This is a genomic window from Alkalibacillus haloalkaliphilus C5 (genome assembly GCF_000269905.1).
Taxonomy (GTDB): Bacteria; Bacillota; Bacilli; order Bacillales; family Alkalibacillaceae; genus Alkalibacillus; species Alkalibacillus haloalkaliphilus_A.
In genome coordinates this window covers 1-16,498 of the sequence record NZ_AKIF01000008.1, presented here as the reverse complement: position 1 = coordinate 16,498, position 16,498 = coordinate 1, and the positions used below count along the sequence as shown (strand labels likewise).

Sequence of the window (16,498 nt, the reverse complement as noted above, 5' to 3'; positions counted from 1 at the left end):
AATTATAGTAATTCAAATACTCCAGCAGCGCCCATACCGCCACCGATACACATCGTAACGACACCATACTTCACGTCACGGCGTTTCATCTCATGGATTAGCGATAACGTGAGTTTAGTACCTGTGCAACCTAATGGGTGACCTAATGCGATTGCACCACCGTTAACGTTAACGATGTCTTCATTTAAGTTTAATTCACGGCAAACTTGTAAAGCTTGAGAAGCGAATGCTTCATTTAGCTCAAATAAACCAATGTCGTCTAAAGAAAGACCAGCTAGCTCTACAGCTTTAGGAATTGCTTCAACTGGACCGACACCCATTACTTCTGGTTCTACACCAGCAACAGTAAATGAGCGGAATTTAGCCATAGGCTGAAGTCCTTCTTTTTCAGCTTTTTCACGGTCCATTACTAACACAGATGCAGCACCATCACTCATTTGTGACGAGTTACCTGCTGTAACAGAACCTTTCACATTGAAAGCTGGCTTTAACTTCGCTAAACCTTCCATACTCGTACCTTCACGCACACCTTCGTCTTTTGAAAGTGTTACTGTTCGCTCTTGAACTTTGTTATCTGGTCCAATTGTTCGATCTGTCACTTCAAATGGGACAATTTCGTCATCGAATTTTCCTTCAGCAAGAGCCTTTGCTGCTCTTTCGTGACTGCGAACTGCAAAAGCGTCTTGATCTTCACGGCTAACACCGTAACGATTGGCGACTTCTTCAGCTGTATGACCCATACTCATATAATATTCTGGCGCTTCATCAACTAAAGTTGGGTTTGGCTTAATCACATTACCGCCCATTGGAATCATCGACATTGACTCTGCTCCACCGGCAATGATCGTGTCAGAATAGCCTAGCATAATACGCTCTGCTGCATAGGCAATACTTTGTAGTCCAGAAGAGCAATAACGGTTAATTGTAATGCCTGGTACATCATTGTCTAATCCAGCTAATCCAGCAATTTGTCTAGCCATATTCATACCTTGCTCAGCTTCTGGCATGGCACATCCAATAATGACATCATCAACATTGCCATCGTAATTGTTAGCACGCTTTAACGTTTCTTTAACTGTTAATGCAGCTAAATCGTCTGGACGTGTATGAGCAAGTGTTCCTTTATTTGCTTTACCAACAGGTGTTCTTGCACCTGATACAATAACTGCTTCTCTCACGATTGATCCTCCTCTTACGTTGGATTTTTATTAATTACGTAAAGGCTTACCTTTTTGTAACATGTGAATCATACGTTCTTGTGTCTTTTGTTCACCGACTAAGCTTAAGAATGCTTCACGCTCTAAATCTAATAAATACTGTTCTTCTACTTGTGTTCCAGGTTTAATTTGGCCACCAGCTAATACGTTTGCTAGCTTCTTAGCAATCTTAATATCATGTTCTGAAGCATAGCCGCTTAACTGCATTTGCTTAGCACCTAATACCATTGTTGCGTAACCTGCCTCACCAACAACGGGTACTTTTTCATGCTTCGGTGCTTGGTATCCACCTTTGTCTAAAGCAAGTACTTGGTTCTTCGCGTCATAAATTTGGTGATCGCCGTTTAAGCTAATTGCCTCTGGCCCATTTAGGAAACCATGTTCAACCGCTTCAGATGCAGACGTTGATACTTTGCCTGTTGCAATCTTTTCAAAGACGTCATTTGCAACTTTTTGTAAGTCTAAATCAACACCTTCAGGTAGGCCTTTTAACTGGTTAATGTAGAACTCTTTGTTTCCACCACCACCAGGGATTAGACCAACACCAGCTTCAACTAAGCCCATATAAGTTTCAGGTGAAGCTTGTTGTGCTGCAGTCGGAAGTACAATTTCTGTACCGCCACCAAGTGTCATACCATGTGGTGCGGCAACAACTGGCTTTTCGTTGAATTTAATGTTTTGCATCGCTTGTTGGAACTGTTTAATAACGATGTCGATCTCAAAGAAGTTAAACTCTTGAGCTTCCATTAAAATCATGGCTAAGTTTGCACCAACACAGAAGTTTTTACCTTGGTTACCGATTACTAAACCGCGGTAATTATTGTTTACTTCTTCAAGTGATTGGTTAATCATTTGAATAACATCTAAACCAATTGAGTTATTTGGGGATGTGAATTCTAGTAAAGCAACATCATCGCCAATATCTATTAAACTAGCGCCACTATTCTTCTTAATGACACCATTAGCCTCTTTATGAAGTTTTAAATTAATTTCTTTTTCATTTACTTTCTTCTCAACATATTCACCATTATGGTAGAAATATAGTTTGCCGTTTTCACGCTTGTAGAACGTTTCAAAGCCGTTGTCTAACATGTCTGTAACCCAAGCTGGGACTTCGGAACCTTCTTCTTGCATACCTTTAACCGATTTCTCAACGTCGATTGCATCCCACATTTCAAATGGACCGATTTCCCAGCCGAAGCCCCACTTCATAGCGTCATCGATCTGCGTTATATCATCAGCAATTTCACCTAAAAGTTCTGCTGAGTAAATGAGTGTCGGCTTCGAAATGTTCCACACTAAGTCACCAGCACGGTCACCTTTAGCTGATACAAGCGCTTTCAACTTACGCTTCGGTCCCTTTTCTTGCTTAGCAGCACCAGAAGCTTGTGTTTTAAGCTTTTGTTGTTCGTGATCATATTCAAGTGTTTCAGGGTTTAATTCGTAAATGACACTACCTTTTTCACCTTTTTGCTTTTGGTAGAACCCTTTGCCTGATTTAGCACCTAACATGCCTTTTTCATTCATTTGTTTCATGAAATCAGGTACGTCGAATACTTTTTGTTCTTCACCTTCGACTTTGTCATAAACATTTTTAGCAACGTGGATAAATGTATCTAAACCGACTACGTCAAGTGTACGGAATGTTGCACTCTTCGGACGGCCAATCATTGGTCCTGTCACAGAGTCTACCTCACCGACACTATAGCCACCTCTTAGCATTTCTTGTACAGTGACTAGTAAGCCGTATGTACCAATACGGTTTGCGATAAAGTTAGGTGTATCTTTTGCTTCGACTACACCTTTTCCTAATACATCTTCGCTAAAGCGCTTCATGTTCTCTAACACTTCTGAGTCCGTATCTTTCGTCGGAATAACTTCTAATAACTTTAAGTAACGTGGTGGGTTAAAGAAGTGCGTACCTAAGAAATGTTTCTTAAAGTCTTCTGAACGCCCTTCAGCCATTGCTTCAATTGAAATACCTGACGTATTTGAACTCACGATACTACCTTCTGAGCGGTGTTCATCAACTTGAGCGTAAACCTTTTGTTTAATCTCTAAGTTTTCAACAACGACTTCGATTATCCAATCGACGTCTTTTAAATCTTTCATGTTGTCTTCAAAGTTACCAACTGAAATTAGATCTAAACTTTTCTTCGTCGTAATTGGAGATGGATTTTGTTTTAATAACTTTTTCTTGTTTTCTGCCGCAATTTTATTGCGCACACGTGATCTTGTTTCTCTTCTTCTGATAAATCTTTAGGAACAATATCAAGCATTAACGTAGGAATGCCTAAATTCGCTAAATGCGCTGCAATTCCTGCTCCCATTACCCCTGAACCTAGGACTGCTGCGCGCTTAATTCTTCCGTTCATGAATGCTCCCCCTATCCGTTATTTAGTTTGAATGAATACTCATTCATTTTTGTTTAAAAAATTTTGGATAGCAAGCTATCCAAAAAATTCATCTATTTATACTATAAAATATTTTCAGACATTTCGCAAACATTTATCTACAATAAAATTTATTTCTTAAATACACCTCTTAAAACGAATAAAACATTTGCTGGTCTTTCCGCTAGACGACGCATATTATATCCAAACCAATCACGGCCATAAGGTACATAAACTCTTACGTTATAACCTTGGTCAACTAAACTTTCTTTAAGCTCATTTCTCATGCCATATAACATTTGGAATTCGAATTGGCCATTTAGAATATTATTTTCTTTAACATATTGCTTCGTAAATTCGATCATTGCATCATCGTGTGATCCAAGAGCAGTGAAGTTGCCGTTATTTAAATGCAAAGCAATCAGATTCTTCAAGTTCTCATCAACGTCTTTCTTTTCAGGATAAGCGACTTCAGCTGACTCTTTATAGGCACCTTTAACTAATCTTATATTAGGGCTGTACTTATTTAAACGTTGTAAATCGTCTTCAGTACGATACAAATATGACTGTAGTACAGTACTTAATAAATCGTACTCTTCTTTTAACGTTTCGAAAATGTTTAATGTCTTATCACAACGCTCGTAGTCTTCCATATCGATTGTAACTAGTACATTATGTTCTTTACCTGCATCTAAAATTCGGCGCATGTTATTTAATACTAGATCATCAGAAATATCAAGACCCATAGACGTCATTTTGACTGACACTTGAGAATCTAAGTTTAATTTATCAATTACTTTAATCGATTTAATTGTTTCTTTTGTGCGCTCAATAGCTTCTTCCTTATCAGTTACATATTCACCTAGATGGTCTAATGTGACTGACATTCCTTTTTGGTTTAGCTCTCGAATCTTTTCAGCCGCATGGCCAATATTCGTTCCTGCAACGAAACGGCTCGCCCCAAATCTAAATCCATAACGCTTCGCAAGCGCTGTTAACAATTTATTGTTAGATAAAAATAAGAAAAATTGGCGTAATACTTTCTCCATGTCTACTCCCCCAGTCGTAAGTGCATTTCTATGAAACCGTTTTCTATTTTATCATTTCCTGACTGAAATTTTAATTATTTTTTGTAAAATGTGTTGGTGGAAAAATTACACCATCCAATTATAACCCTCTTGAACAAAACAATTGTAGCTCCTATCGCTACATCAAAACGCTTCGCTTTCACCCGCAGGGCACAAGTGCAACATCTGCTCATGCTCCCTACGGTCGCTTGTCGCAGTGTTTTCTTTGCCGGGGCACGGCTCGATCCAGGCAACTTCATAGAAACTGCACCTTTGAAACTTGCACCGAGGAAGCTGCTCCGAAGCATTACTTGTAGACGCAGGTGCATCACTCGGCCCAAAAAGCGTGGCCTGTATTTCCTTTTCTTTTCAATATTGTAATTTTATTCGTGAAACAAAAGGCTCTAAAAAATTTTTTAAAAAAGCTAAGCACCATTCGTGATTGATATGACGCCAATCTCCGAGGGAGTCTACGCATTTTGATTCCCCTTTGCGTTGTTCACTTAATACACAAGCATTTTTATCACTTTTGTCCTGTACCATTTTATTCTGTTAGAGATATTGAAGATCCATTTTCGCTATATCAAATATCAACAAAAAACGTAAACAGAGGACAAAAATAAAAAAGCACTAAACTTCATGTTGAGAAGCTTAGTGCTTGTATGCTTTATTAATTTGTTACATCATAACCTTGTTCTTCAATTGCTTCTTTAACCTCTTCAGTGCTAACAGTGTCTTCATCAAAGCTTACATCAACTTTACCGCTGTCTAAATGAACTTCTACAGAAGCAATGCCGTCTAAGTTTTTCAGTGCACCTTGTACTGCTTGTTTACAATTACCACAAGACATACCTTGTACATTAAGAGTTAATTCCATCTAATGTTCCCTACCTTTCAACCTTTTCTTTATTATTGCGTATTTTCTGATACTTTTCAATCATAAACTACTATTCCGGCATTGGAGTTGGTGTAGGTTCTAAGCCTGTATCTTCATACTGAGCATCAATGGCTTCACGGATTTCTACTATGTCGTAACCTTCATCATACATTTGTTTAGCCTCACGGGCTATATCAACACAGATCGTTCAACCAAAGCCCATTTGATCAATTTCAGCTATACCATCATTAACACCTTCTACAAAACAGTCACGATTGCTTTCATGCTCCATCTCGTAACACCCACAATAACAAGGCATGTAAGATAGTAAATCACCGTAATGAATCGCAATTTCATATGCTTCTTTCATCGGTTCCAATGCTTCGTCTTTAAAAACATCAGCTAGTTGCGGTGACCAAGCTTGTTCTTCTACATTATAAGTTAACCCTTCTAATGAAGAATCATACTTAATACCTTCCTCATTCTCGCTAATTGGGTCGGAGCATGCAGTCAACATTATCAGTAGAAGGACTATTATTAGGAAGTAATTCTTCATCGTCTAATTCCTTTCTAATACATTGTACAAATTCAATATATCATAATAGTTTGTACTATTTTTTATCAATTTAATTACGATTTAACTTGATCAATTGCTTTCACCATCGTCTCTTCTATATCTTGTGCGAATTGTGTTACCTCTTCTTTTTCAATATAGCTTAATAAAACTGTTGGTTTCGGCATACCGATCTTCGTCGTTCCTTCACTTTCATAAACAACCACTTTACATGGTAAGAAGTAACTTACTTTTTCCTCCATTCCTAATACTTCTTTTGCTGCTTTCGGATTACAAACTTCTAGAATACGGTAAGTTTGATCAAAGTCATCAAACCCTTTTTGGTGTAGTGTTTCTTTAACATCAAAATCCCACAACACACCGAATTTCACCTCTTGCAGTGAGTGCGTTAATGCTTCAACCGCTTCGTCTACTGACTTATGCGTCGTAACCGTATAATCAAACATGGCAATCCCTCCATTATTATTCATTTATTTTCAGTCTACCCAATATAGTAGGTATTGAAATCTTTTAGTAAATCGTAATAATTACTATTTACAAATCGTAATCGTTACGATATAATTCGTTATGGTTACTTAAAAAACGGAAAAACAGTAAAGGGAGAGAAACAAGTTGAAACTACTTAAAGGGATTATTTTTATTACTCTTTTATTTACTTTAGCCGCTTGTGGTGGAGAAGCTGAAGAAGAAACTACAGCTGATGAAAATGGGGATTCTCAGTCAGAAGAAACTGCAGATGAAGAAATAATTGAAGAAGAACTAGGAACGATTGTTACTTCACTTTACCCGATTGAATATATCATTTCAGAAATTGCTGGGGACTTAGTTGATGTAGAAACAGTAATCCCTCCAGGCGCAGATGCTCACGTATATGAACCATCTACAAGAGAAATGATCGAATTAGCAGATAGCGATGCTTTCTTCTATATCGGTGAAGGTATGGAAGTATTCGCTGAGACGATGGCGAATACGATTGAAGATGAAGGTGTTTATACATTAGCCCTTTCAAAATATGAAGAAGAACTATTCATGGAGTATGATGACGACCATGGCCATGATCATGACCACGGTCATGAAGATGATCATAACCATGAGGATGATCACAGTCATGAAGACGATCACAGCCATGAAGACGATCACAACCATGAAGATGATCACAATCATGAAGACGATCACAACCATGAAGACGAAGATCATGACCACGGTGACTATGATCCACACTTTTGGTTAGATCCATCTCGTATGATTGCGGTTGGTCAAGTGATTTTAGATGAACTTAAGGACACTTACCCAGATCACGCTGATTTACTAGAAGAAAACTATGAGCAATTTTCTAATAACATGTTAGAGTTAGACACGACGTTCCAAGAAGCTTTAACTGTTGACGAAGATGTTAATATTTTAGTTGCTCACAAAGCTTTCGGTTATTGGGAACAAGCATATGGTATTAACCAATATGGCATTCGTGGTTTATCATCATCTCAAGAACCATCACAGCGGGAGCTTCAAGAGCTTTTTGAGTCGTTAGACGACTTAAATATTCATCATGTCATTTTGGAAAAGAATCGCGAAGACCGTTTAGCCCAAACGATTGCGGATGAATTTGATCTAGCTGTGTATGAACTTCACAACTTAGAAACATTGACAGAAGAAGATATCGAAAATGGCAATGATTATATTGATATTATGCTAGAAAACCTAGACATTTTACTAGAAACAATTGAAGAATAATATGTTATGATAATAAAGGCGAAAAGCGAACTATTTATAGTTCGCCCATCGCCTTTCTTTTCTTGTTGAAAGTTATTTTTTTATCACCTCTTTGGAAGGAGGATTAACAATGGCGAATTTAATTACTGTTAACGGTGTGACGCACCGATATGATAAACACAAAGTGCTTGAAGATGTTAGTTTCACAATTGAAAAAGGATCATTCGTCGGTTTGGTCGGTCCAAATGGTTCTGGTAAAACGACAATTATTAAACTAATTCTTGGACTTGAGAAGCTACAGAAAGGCTCGATTGAAGCATTCGGAAAGCCAATCGAAAAGTTTCACAATAAAGGGCATGTTAGTTTCGTCTCACAAAAAGCCAACTCGTTTAGTCGAGGGTTTCCTGCAACGGCTAAAGAGGTCGTTAGTATGGGGTTAACGTCTAAAGTGAGCTTACTTCGCCCAACTACTAAAAAATATGAGTATTTAATTTTTGAAGCATTAGATCGCGTCAATATGATGGAGTATGCTAATCATAATATTGGTGATTTATCTGGCGGTCAGCAACAACGAATTTTCATCGCGCGTGCGATTGTTAATAACCCAAGTCTATTAATCTTAGATGAGCCAACAGTTGGAGTTGATACAGAAAACGTCGAGCAATTCTATCAACTACTATCTCAATTAAATGAAGAGTTAGGGATTACGCTAATTCTCGTTTCACACGATATCGGAACAATTACGACACATGTTACTGACTTATTATGCTTAAACAAATCTGTCCATTATCACGGTAACCCAAGTGACTTTGAACATATGACAGATGAGCAAAGGTCAAAAATTTATGGACACGACATGCACACCATTACGCATGATCATTAACGTCGATTGGAGGGGCAATTGTGTTAGATGCTATATTAAACTTTGAAATTTTACGAAATACGTTTTATACCGGATTAATTGTTGGTTTGCTTGCCCCTTTATTAGGGACATTTATTGTTGTACGTCGCTTGTCACTCATCGCAGATGGATTATCTCACGTGACGTTAGCCGGAATTTCTTTTGGCTTATTTATGCAAAAGAAATATACACTTCTTGCTTTGACACCTTTTCACACCGGAATTATCTTCTCGATTATTGGTGCGATTGTCATTGAAAATTTACGTGGGGTGTATAAGGCCTTCCAAGAGATTGCAATTCCAATCACGTTATCAATTGGTGTCGGTTTAAGTGTCGTATTTATTGCGATGGCTGATGGAATCAACACGGATATATATGCGTATTTATTCGGCTCAGTCGCTGCTGTTAGCCGTTCTGATCTATATTTAGTTTTATTTACTGCTGTTTTCGTAATTGTTGTGATCACTTTCTTATATAAAGAACTGTTTGCTTTATCATTTGATGAAGAATTCGCTACAGTATCTGGTATACGTGCTAAAATTATTCATTATTTATTTATCATTATGACAGCTTTAGTCATTGCTGCATCAATTCGAATTGTTGGTGTTTTACTAGTATCTGCCTTAATGACTCTACCAGTTGCTACAGCAATGCGTATAGCAAAAAGCTTTAAACAAACGATTGTCTATAGTATCATTTTTGGTGAAGTTGCTGTTATAATAGGTTTAATTACAGGTTATTATTTAGAGATTCCACCAGGTGGAACAATTGTTATTACATCTGCTATATTACTAGGTTTAACATTATTAATTAAGAAATGGTATTTGGCTTATATTTATAAAGGGTGAGCGTTATGAATCTTGAGAAAGCTTTAGGTCTTTTAAAGCAAGAAGGCTATAAGTATACGAAGAAAAGAGAAGATATCTTAGAATTTTTCACTGAAGAAGATGGTTACCGTACAGCAAGTGACCTCCTTAACTTCATGGGTGAAAAATATGGTGGGTTAAGTTATGACACGATCTATCGTAACTTACATTTATTTCGTGAGCTTAATATTTTAGAATCGACGGATTTAAATGGTGAAAAACATTTTCGTTTAGCTTGTGATCACCATGAGCACCACCACCATTTTATATGCCAATCTTGTGGTAAAACAAAAACGATTGATACTTGCCCTATGAATTTTATTCAACAAGACTTTCCTGGATATACGATTGAAAATCATAAATTTGAAATATACGGACGCTGCCCAAGTTGTCAATAAAGTAAAAGGTCTTTTCTCTAATTGAGAAAAGACCTTTTTTATGTTGCGCATTAATTGGCTTCTCCTCTTCTTAAGATGTTCCCTTTAATAGCAATATTCATTAGGACGCCTAAGAGGAAGAAGGTAATTAACATCGATGAACCACCGTAACTTATTAACGGTAATGTAATACCAGTAATTGGCATCAGGCCTGATACGGCAGCGAAGTTAATCATTGCTTGTGTTACGATTTGGAATGTAATACCGAATGCTAACAATCGACCGAAACCATCAGGAGCTCTTTTCGCAATTAGAATGCCTTTAAACATAAAGACAAAATAGATGCTAATAACAGTTACGGCACCAATTAGGCCAAGTTCTTCTGCGATGATCGACATAATAAAATCTGTATGTGCTTCAGGTAGGAAACCGGACTTTTGAACACTATTCGCTAAACCAACACCTGTAACTTGTCCATTTGCGATTGCTATTAATGAGTGAATTAATTGATAACCATCCCCAGCAGGGTCAGCAAATGGATCGAGAAAAGATGTAAATCGACCCATACGATAATCTGCACCCCAAATTAATAAAACAACACCTACAACTGCAGCAGCACCTAATGAAAGTAAATGATGAATTCTAATACCAGCAAATAATAAGATCATTCCACAAGCTAAAATAATTGAAGCAGCGGTACCTAAGTCTGGTTGTAACACGATAAAACCACACACTAAAGCTAGTACTATTAAAGGTGGCAAAACACCTTGTCCAAAATGGTGCAACTTATCTCGCTTATTCGTATACACTTTAGCAAAGTACAATATCATAGCTACTTTTGCCAATTCAGACGGTTGGAATAATAATGGCCCTAGACTTAACCACCTTGTTGAGAAGTTACGCTCAACCCCAACACCAGGAATTAACACTAAGACGAGCATAATTAGAGTTGCAATGATTAATATTTTAATAAAATTACCTAGTTTTCTATACGAAAATAGACTGACGACTAAAAAGACCGAGAAACCTAAAATAACCCAAAGTCGCTGTCTATTAAAATAAAATGATGGATTATCTATATCAGGATTCATCCCTGCATAAACAAAGCTAGCACTATAAACCATGACAAGGCCAATACAAGAAAGAATCACGATCATGATAAATAAAGGATAATCTATATTTCTTAAATGCTTTTTCAATTCGAACACGCTCCTATATCTACCATCATAACGGAAAATCAAACCATATGGATAGTAGAATTTAGGACTATTTTATAAAAAATTTTATGACGATAGATTTTCTTGGGCGAATTTTGTCGGCTATGAGCTATTTGGGCTCTTCTATGAGCCATTTGCGCCGACCTATGAGCTATTTGAGCATTTCTATGAGCTTCTCAAGCAATTCTATGAGCCTCTCTCGCTATAATTCCATCAAAAAAGCCCGCCAACTAAATCGGCGGGCTTTCAAATTATACTGTTGGTGTTTTAATTTCTTTAACATCCTCTAAATACTCTTCATAACTTAACTCACGGTCGATGACACCTTCGTCTGTAAGTTCAATAATACGATTTGCGATCGTTTGGATGAACTGGTGGTCGTGTGACGTAAAGATCATTGACCCTTTAAAGTTAATTAATCCTTCGTTTAATGACTGAATGGATTCTAAGTCTAAGTGGTTAGTTGGATCGTCTAATAATAGTACGTTTGCTTCGCTTAACATCATACGTGATAGCATACAACGTACTTTTTCACCACCTGATAAGACGCTTGCTTTCTTAAATACTTCATCGCCTGAGAATAGCATACGACCTAAGAAGCCACGTAAGAAAGTTTCGCTCTCATCTTCTGGTGAGTATTGACGTAACCAATCGATTAAGTTTTTGTCATTGCCTTCAAAGAACTCAGTATTATCTTTCGGGAAGTAAGATTGAGATGTTGTAACACCCCACTTGAACGTTCCTTCATCTGGTTCCATTTCACCCATTAAAATTTGAATTAAAGTCGTTTTGGCAACATCATCACCAAGTAAAACAACTTTATCATCTTTGTTCATTCTAAATGTCACGTTGTTTAATACTTTTTTACCGTCAATTGTTTTAGACAAGCCTTCTACTTCTAACAAGTCATTACCAATTTCACGACCTGGTGAAAACGCAATATACGGATACTTTCTTGATGATGGTTTAATATCATCGAGTGAAATTTTATCTAACAGTTTTTTACGAGAAGTTGCCTGACGTGATTTTGACGCATTGGCGCTAAACCTTGCGATAAATTCTTTAAGTTCATTAATCTTCTCTTCTTTTTTCTTGTTTTGTTCATGTGCCATCTTTTGCGCTAGTTGGCTTGATTCATACCAAAAATCGTAGTTACCGACAAAAAGTGTAATCTTCTCAAAATCTAAGTCGGCAATGTGCGTACACACATTGTTTAAGAAGTTACGGTCGTGTGATACAACGATGACGGTATTTTCAAAGTTAATTAGAAACTCTTCTAACCAACGGATCGCTTGAATATCTAAACCGTTAGTCGGCTCGTCTAATAGTAAAACATCTGGATTACCAAATAACGCTTGAGCTAGTAAAGTTTTTACCTTTTCTGATTCAGGTAAGTCTTTCATCTGTTTGTTGTGAAGTGAATCATCAACACCTAATCCTGTTAGTAGTGATGCTGCATCGCCTTCTGCTTCCCAACCGTTTAATTCAGCAAATTCACCTTCAAGTTCTGCAGCACGCATGCCGTCTTCTTCAGTAAACTCACCTTTAGCATAAATAGCATCCTTCTCTTTCATGACTTCATATAGACGCTCATGCCCCATCATAACTACTTGAAGCACTTCTTCTTCTTCATAAGCGAAGTGATCCTGCTTTAACATAGCAATTCGCTCATCCTTACCTACTGAAATGTTACCTTCTTGAGGTTCAATTTCACCAGAAAGGATTTTTAGGAACGTTGACTTACCAGCACCATTAGCACCGATTAAGCCGTAACAATTACCTTTAGTAAATTTTATTGAAACATCTTCAAACAGCTTACGATCTGAAAAGCGTAAGCCGACACCTGTCGCTTGTAGCATATTAAAAATCCTCCAGAAAATTAAAGTTAACCTTTATCATTATAGCATTTATATAGAGGTTTTGACGAATTTTAACTAAACATGCGGAAACCCGGCTCCACAGTTACCATCATTTACTAATTCTAACACTTTAGCCAAGCACCTAAACAATAAATCGCAATATATTAAATATAGGTGAATAACATGCGAGTATACTTAGCATTAATTAGTTTAAGCGTCATTTGGGGATTAACCTTTATTTTCATCAAAATGACCGTCAATGATACTGGCGTTTGGGGGATGGTGTTTTTAAGATGTTTTATCGGAGCCATTTTTCTTTTACCAATATTTCTAGTTAAAATTAAACAAAGAACGACTGCAATTCCATACAAACATCTCATTATTCTTGGCATTATAAATGCAGGCATTCCATGGGGGTTTCTCGCTTGGAGTGAAACTGTAATTATGAGCAACACAACGTCTGTCATTAATGCGTTAACCCCTTTATTTACAGCTTTAATTGGATATTTATTTTTTAAAAAGCGACTATTAAAAAGACAATGGTTCGGTATTTTAACTGGTTTTTTTGGCATTGTTATATTAACTGAGTTTCAAATTCATCAGCTTTTTGGAAGTAACTTTGTTGGAATTGGAACAATGGTTGTAGCGACAATTTTTTATGGATTCGGTTCACAATACTTTAAAAAGCAATTACAGCAGGAAGATTTAATCATCACCATAACGATTTCTCTTTTTGTAGCGTCACTCGTAGGGTTGATGGTCGCGGTACCAGTTGAAGGATTACCACAAATTACGGCTTTTGATTTCCAAACATTGATTATGGTGTTAGCGCTTGGTGCTATCGGCTCTGGGGTAGCTCACCTTTTGTTATATTATATGATTATTAATGGGACACCTGAATTTGCTGCAACGGTAGCTATATCATCCCAATTACAGCGATTATTGCAAGTTATATCATTTTAAGCGAACCAATCACGGCTAATTTAATCGCAGGTATGTTATTTATTTTTATAGGAATTTACATTACAGGTCAATACCAAAAAAGACATTAGGTGCTTTCATGCGCCTATTTTTTTGCCTTTTTATCCCTCTTATAGAAACTGTTAATTTGCATAGTCTAAGCAGTGAGTACAATGGATCTTCTATGAGGTGGAAATAATGGAAAGTAAAGTAACTAAAACAAATAATGTATCAATTTGGTGCATTATCACGATCGCATCGATTCCTCTTATTATGACATTAGGGAATTCAATGCTCATTCCAGTGTTACCTGTTTTTGAAGAAGAGGTTGGTATTTCACCGTTTCAATCGAGTTTGATCATAACGGTTTACTCGGTTGCTGCCATACTTATTATTCCTATCGCTGGGTATTTATCCGATCGCTACGGGCGAAAAATGATTATGATTCCAGGGTTAATTTTCACTTTCATTGGCGGTTTAATCGCTGGGATTGCTTCACTAGTGATTGAAAATCCGTTTGCGTGGATTTTAGTCGGTCGCGTATTTCAAGGGGTTGGAGCCGCTGGTGCTCTACCGATCATTTTACCTTTAGTCGGTGACTTGTATAAAAACGACGATGAAAAAGCAAGTAGTTGTTTAGGGCTTGTCGAAACATCTAACACATTCGGTAAAGTGTTAAGTCCTATAATCGGTGCTTTTTTTGCTGCGATGTTGTGGTATTTACCGTTCTTTTCAATTTCCGCCTTTAGTTTGATCTCTTTAATAGCTGTGATCTTCTTCATTAAAGTTCCAAAGGACAAAGAAGAACCGTTAAAGCTCAAAGAGTTTTTGACAGAAACGAAAAAGATTTTCCAAGTCGAAGGTAAATGGCTGTATACTGTCTTTCTACTCGGGGCTTACACGATGCTTTTACTGTTTGGAATTCTCTTTTACTTATCTGATATTCTTGAAAAACAATACGGTGTTGATGGAGTCCCAAAAGGTGTTGTCTTAGCTTTCCCATTAGTCGTCCTTTGTCTAACCTCGTTTATTACTGGGCGTAAAATTAAAGGCGATTTAAAGACGATGAAAATCATCATTATGAGTGCTGTCGCTTTGTTAGCTGTTAGTATTACAACAGTTGGGTTCTCTACTGATTCAGTTACTTTATTACTTGTTTCAACGAGTCTAAACGGGCTTGCTATTGGGGCTCTACTACCAACATTAGATGCGATGATTACAGAAAGTATTAATAAAGAAACACGGGGAACCATTACTTCGTTTTATAGTTCCGCTCGTTTCATCGGGGTAGCTGCTGGACCGCCAATCGTTTCATTAATGATGCCAATCGATATAAATGTTGGTTACATTATGGCTGGTGTACTTGGTGCACTATTATTTATCCTTTCGTGGAAATGGATTAACTCTAATCAAACATAAAAAATCTCCGGAATAATTTCCGGAGATTTTAATTTTTAGGACTAGCTTCCTAACTCATACCATATATTAGATTGAATGATGTTATAGGGAGAGTTCTACTATGAGTTGGGACAAGCTACTGTTAGCGATTATTATGATTCGCGTCTTTTCCGGCACACTTGAAATAACAGCTGCTTATTTAATGTACCGTTTCAATGACCTTTATAAAGCCTTTGTCATTAATAGCTTATTAGCTTTCGTTGGACCTGGTGTATTATTGTTAACCACTTTTATCGGTTTATATGGGCTTGCAGGAAGAATTTCATTGCTTAAAGCCGTGTTACTCGTTGCGGGTATTTTGCTTATTATTATTAGCTTACGAATTAAATAATGCTATTTTGGTCGGTCTTGCTTTTCAACTGGGTCAAGCTCTTCAGACGCTTCCGTTTGCAAGTTCATTGAAGGACGTGCGAGACTACCTTTTTCTTCATATTCAGCTCTTTTAAGAGTCCTCTGCATATAGAAGTGGTAATATGCTTCAAACACACTCAAACCTACTGCAGAAAAGAATGAAGCTGCAACAATGCTTGCCACTGGTGCGAATAAATCAAGTAAGGCATAAACAACAACTAATGCTAATGCAAAATCTCCTAAAGTAGCTACTGTATGATTATAACGCTGATTTAATCGGCGGAAAATCAGCATATCTCCCGCATAAGCAAGTGCACCTAAAATTAAAGTGAACATAATAATATTACCGATTCCAACTCCAAACCATAAACCTAAAATAACGAACAACCAAGCAAACGTAACAGCGAGCTTAATTGCGATTAATTTAACATGACTCATAACTTTCACCTCCTGAAAGTAGACTATCTCATATATATTTTGGGTTAGAATAAAATCGTTATGCGTTTTTTAAAACACAAAAAAACTTCCAGCTATTAATAGCTGGAAGTTTAATTTACGCAATTGTTGATGCAACTTTATCACTTTGGCGTGTTTTTTCACACTCAACATGCTGCTTTATAAAGTTAATACAAACCTTATTGAAAGCTTTAGCTTGATCAATATTACATACG

At 37.1% G+C, this 16,498-nt stretch carries 15 protein-coding genes and 1 pseudogene; 7 read left to right on the top strand and 9 right to left on the bottom strand.

All coding sequences use genetic code 11. The annotated features are described in order from the left end of the window. Positions 1-2: 2 nt before the first annotated feature. From A194_RS0101740 to A194_RS0101710, 6 genes and pseudogenes are all read right to left on the bottom strand, one after another. Positions 3-1,178, bottom strand: coding sequence for an acetyl-CoA C-acetyltransferase (locus A194_RS0101740; protein ID WP_017185160.1), 1,176 nt, complete (start codon positions 1,176-1,178; stop codon positions 3-5). Between the two features lie 30 nt (positions 1,179-1,208). Then, positions 1,209-3,592 (bottom strand): annotated as a pseudogene (locus A194_RS16915) (3-hydroxyacyl-CoA dehydrogenase/enoyl-CoA hydratase family protein). Between the two features lie 149 nt (positions 3,593-3,741). Continuing rightward, positions 3,742-4,659 (bottom strand): proline dehydrogenase family protein, encoded by a 918-nt coding sequence (locus A194_RS0101730; RefSeq protein ID WP_017185159.1) that lies wholly within the window; start codon positions 4,657-4,659, stop codon positions 3,742-3,744. 688 nt (positions 4,660-5,347) lie between these two features. After that, positions 5,348-5,554 carry a copper chaperone CopZ gene (copZ, locus tag A194_RS0101725; RefSeq protein ID WP_017185158.1) on the bottom strand — a complete coding sequence of 69 codons (207 nt, stop codon included), beginning with the start codon at positions 5,552-5,554 and terminating at the stop codon, positions 5,348-5,350. 70 nt (positions 5,555-5,624) lie between these two features. Then, positions 5,625-6,110, bottom strand: a complete 486-nt coding sequence (locus A194_RS16910; protein WP_272942204.1) for a PCYCGC motif-containing (lipo)protein — start codon at positions 6,108-6,110, stop codon at positions 5,625-5,627. A gap of 74 nt (positions 6,111-6,184) precedes the next feature. Further along, on the bottom strand, positions 6,185-6,574 hold the full coding sequence (locus A194_RS0101710) for a DUF302 domain-containing protein (protein WP_017185155.1): 390 nt from the start codon (positions 6,572-6,574) through the stop codon (positions 6,185-6,187). A gap of 166 nt (positions 6,575-6,740) precedes the next feature. Between A194_RS0101710 and A194_RS0101705 the strand changes: the two genes are divergently transcribed. The 4 genes from A194_RS0101705 (at position 6,741) to A194_RS0101690 (ending at position 10,003) form a co-directional block, all read left to right on the top strand. After that, complete coding sequence (locus tag A194_RS0101705) at positions 6,741-7,859, top strand: metal ABC transporter solute-binding protein, Zn/Mn family (protein WP_017185154.1); 1,119 nt, start codon at positions 6,741-6,743, stop codon at positions 7,857-7,859. A gap of 109 nt (positions 7,860-7,968) precedes the next feature. Next, complete coding sequence (locus A194_RS0101700) at positions 7,969-8,721, top strand: metal ABC transporter ATP-binding protein (RefSeq protein ID WP_017185153.1); 753 nt, start codon at positions 7,969-7,971, stop codon at positions 8,719-8,721. Positions 8,722-8,741: 20 nt separating this feature from the next. Continuing rightward, entirely contained in the window at positions 8,742-9,587 is an 846-nt protein-coding gene (locus A194_RS0101695; protein WP_017185152.1) for a metal ABC transporter permease, read from the top strand. A gap of 5 nt (positions 9,588-9,592) precedes the next feature. Then, entirely contained in the window at positions 9,593-10,003 is a 411-nt protein-coding gene (locus A194_RS0101690) for a Fur family transcriptional regulator (protein ID WP_017185151.1), read from the top strand. 50 nt (positions 10,004-10,053) lie between these two features. Here A194_RS0101690 and ftsW read toward each other — a convergent pair whose 3' ends face one another. Then, the gene (ftsW, locus tag A194_RS0101685; protein WP_423734736.1) at positions 10,054-11,190 is read right to left on the bottom strand and encodes a putative lipid II flippase FtsW; all 1,137 of its coding nucleotides are present in this window, start codon (positions 11,188-11,190) and stop codon (positions 10,054-10,056) included. Between the two features lie 260 nt (positions 11,191-11,450). Continuing rightward, on the bottom strand, positions 11,451-13,058 hold the full coding sequence (locus A194_RS0101680) for an ABC-F family ATP-binding cassette domain-containing protein (RefSeq protein WP_017185149.1): 1,608 nt from the start codon (positions 13,056-13,058) through the stop codon (positions 11,451-11,453). A 183-nt stretch (positions 13,059-13,241) separates the two neighbouring features. Here A194_RS0101680 and A194_RS16905 point away from each other — a divergent pair, with 183 nt between their 5' ends. From A194_RS16905 to A194_RS0101665, 3 genes are all read left to right on the top strand, one after another. Further along, complete coding sequence (locus tag A194_RS16905; RefSeq protein WP_050980470.1) at positions 13,242-14,021, top strand: DMT family transporter; 780 nt, start codon at positions 13,242-13,244, stop codon at positions 14,019-14,021. A gap of 195 nt (positions 14,022-14,216) precedes the next feature. Further along, positions 14,217-15,437, top strand: coding sequence for an MFS transporter (locus A194_RS0101670; protein ID WP_017185148.1), 1,221 nt, complete (start codon positions 14,217-14,219; stop codon positions 15,435-15,437). A 100-nt stretch (positions 15,438-15,537) separates the two neighbouring features. After that, positions 15,538-15,807, top strand: a complete 270-nt coding sequence (locus A194_RS0101665) for a YqhV family protein (RefSeq protein WP_017185147.1) — start codon at positions 15,538-15,540, stop codon at positions 15,805-15,807. 2 nt (positions 15,808-15,809) lie between these two features. Here the strand turns inward: A194_RS0101665 and A194_RS0101660 are convergent, their stop codons facing one another. Beyond that, positions 15,810-16,265, bottom strand: coding sequence for a DUF2512 family protein (locus A194_RS0101660; protein WP_017185146.1), 456 nt, complete (start codon positions 16,263-16,265; stop codon positions 15,810-15,812). Between the last annotated feature and the right edge of the window lie 233 nt (positions 16,266-16,498).

Excerpts from the sequence above, each read along its gene's own strand:
- A194_RS0101660 (WP_017185146.1), bottom strand. The coding sequence starts at position 16,265 with ATGAGTCATGTTAAATTAATCGCAATTAAGCTCGCTGTTACGTTTGCT.
- A194_RS0101710 (WP_017185155.1), bottom strand. The coding sequence starts at position 6,574 with ATGTTTGATTATACGGTTACGACGCATAAGTCAGTAGACGAAGCGGTT.
- A194_RS0101680 (WP_017185149.1), bottom strand. The coding sequence starts at position 13,058 with ATGCTACAAGCGACAGGTGTCGGCTTACGCTTTTCAGATCGTAAGCTG.
- copZ (WP_017185158.1), bottom strand. The coding sequence starts at position 5,554 with ATGGAATTAACTCTTAATGTACAAGGTATGTCTTGTGGTAATTGTAAA.
- A194_RS16905 (WP_050980470.1), top strand. The coding sequence starts at position 13,242 with ATGCGAGTATACTTAGCATTAATTAGTTTAAGCGTCATTTGGGGATTA.
- A194_RS0101730 (WP_017185159.1), bottom strand. The coding sequence starts at position 4,659 with ATGGAGAAAGTATTACGCCAATTTTTCTTATTTTTATCTAACAATAAA.
- A194_RS0101690 (WP_017185151.1), top strand. The coding sequence starts at position 9,593 with ATGAATCTTGAGAAAGCTTTAGGTCTTTTAAAGCAAGAAGGCTATAAG.
- A194_RS0101665 (WP_017185147.1), top strand. The coding sequence starts at position 15,538 with ATGAGTTGGGACAAGCTACTGTTAGCGATTATTATGATTCGCGTCTTT.
- A194_RS0101670 (WP_017185148.1), top strand. The coding sequence starts at position 14,217 with ATGGAAAGTAAAGTAACTAAAACAAATAATGTATCAATTTGGTGCATT.
- A194_RS0101700 (WP_017185153.1), top strand. The coding sequence starts at position 7,969 with ATGGCGAATTTAATTACTGTTAACGGTGTGACGCACCGATATGATAAA.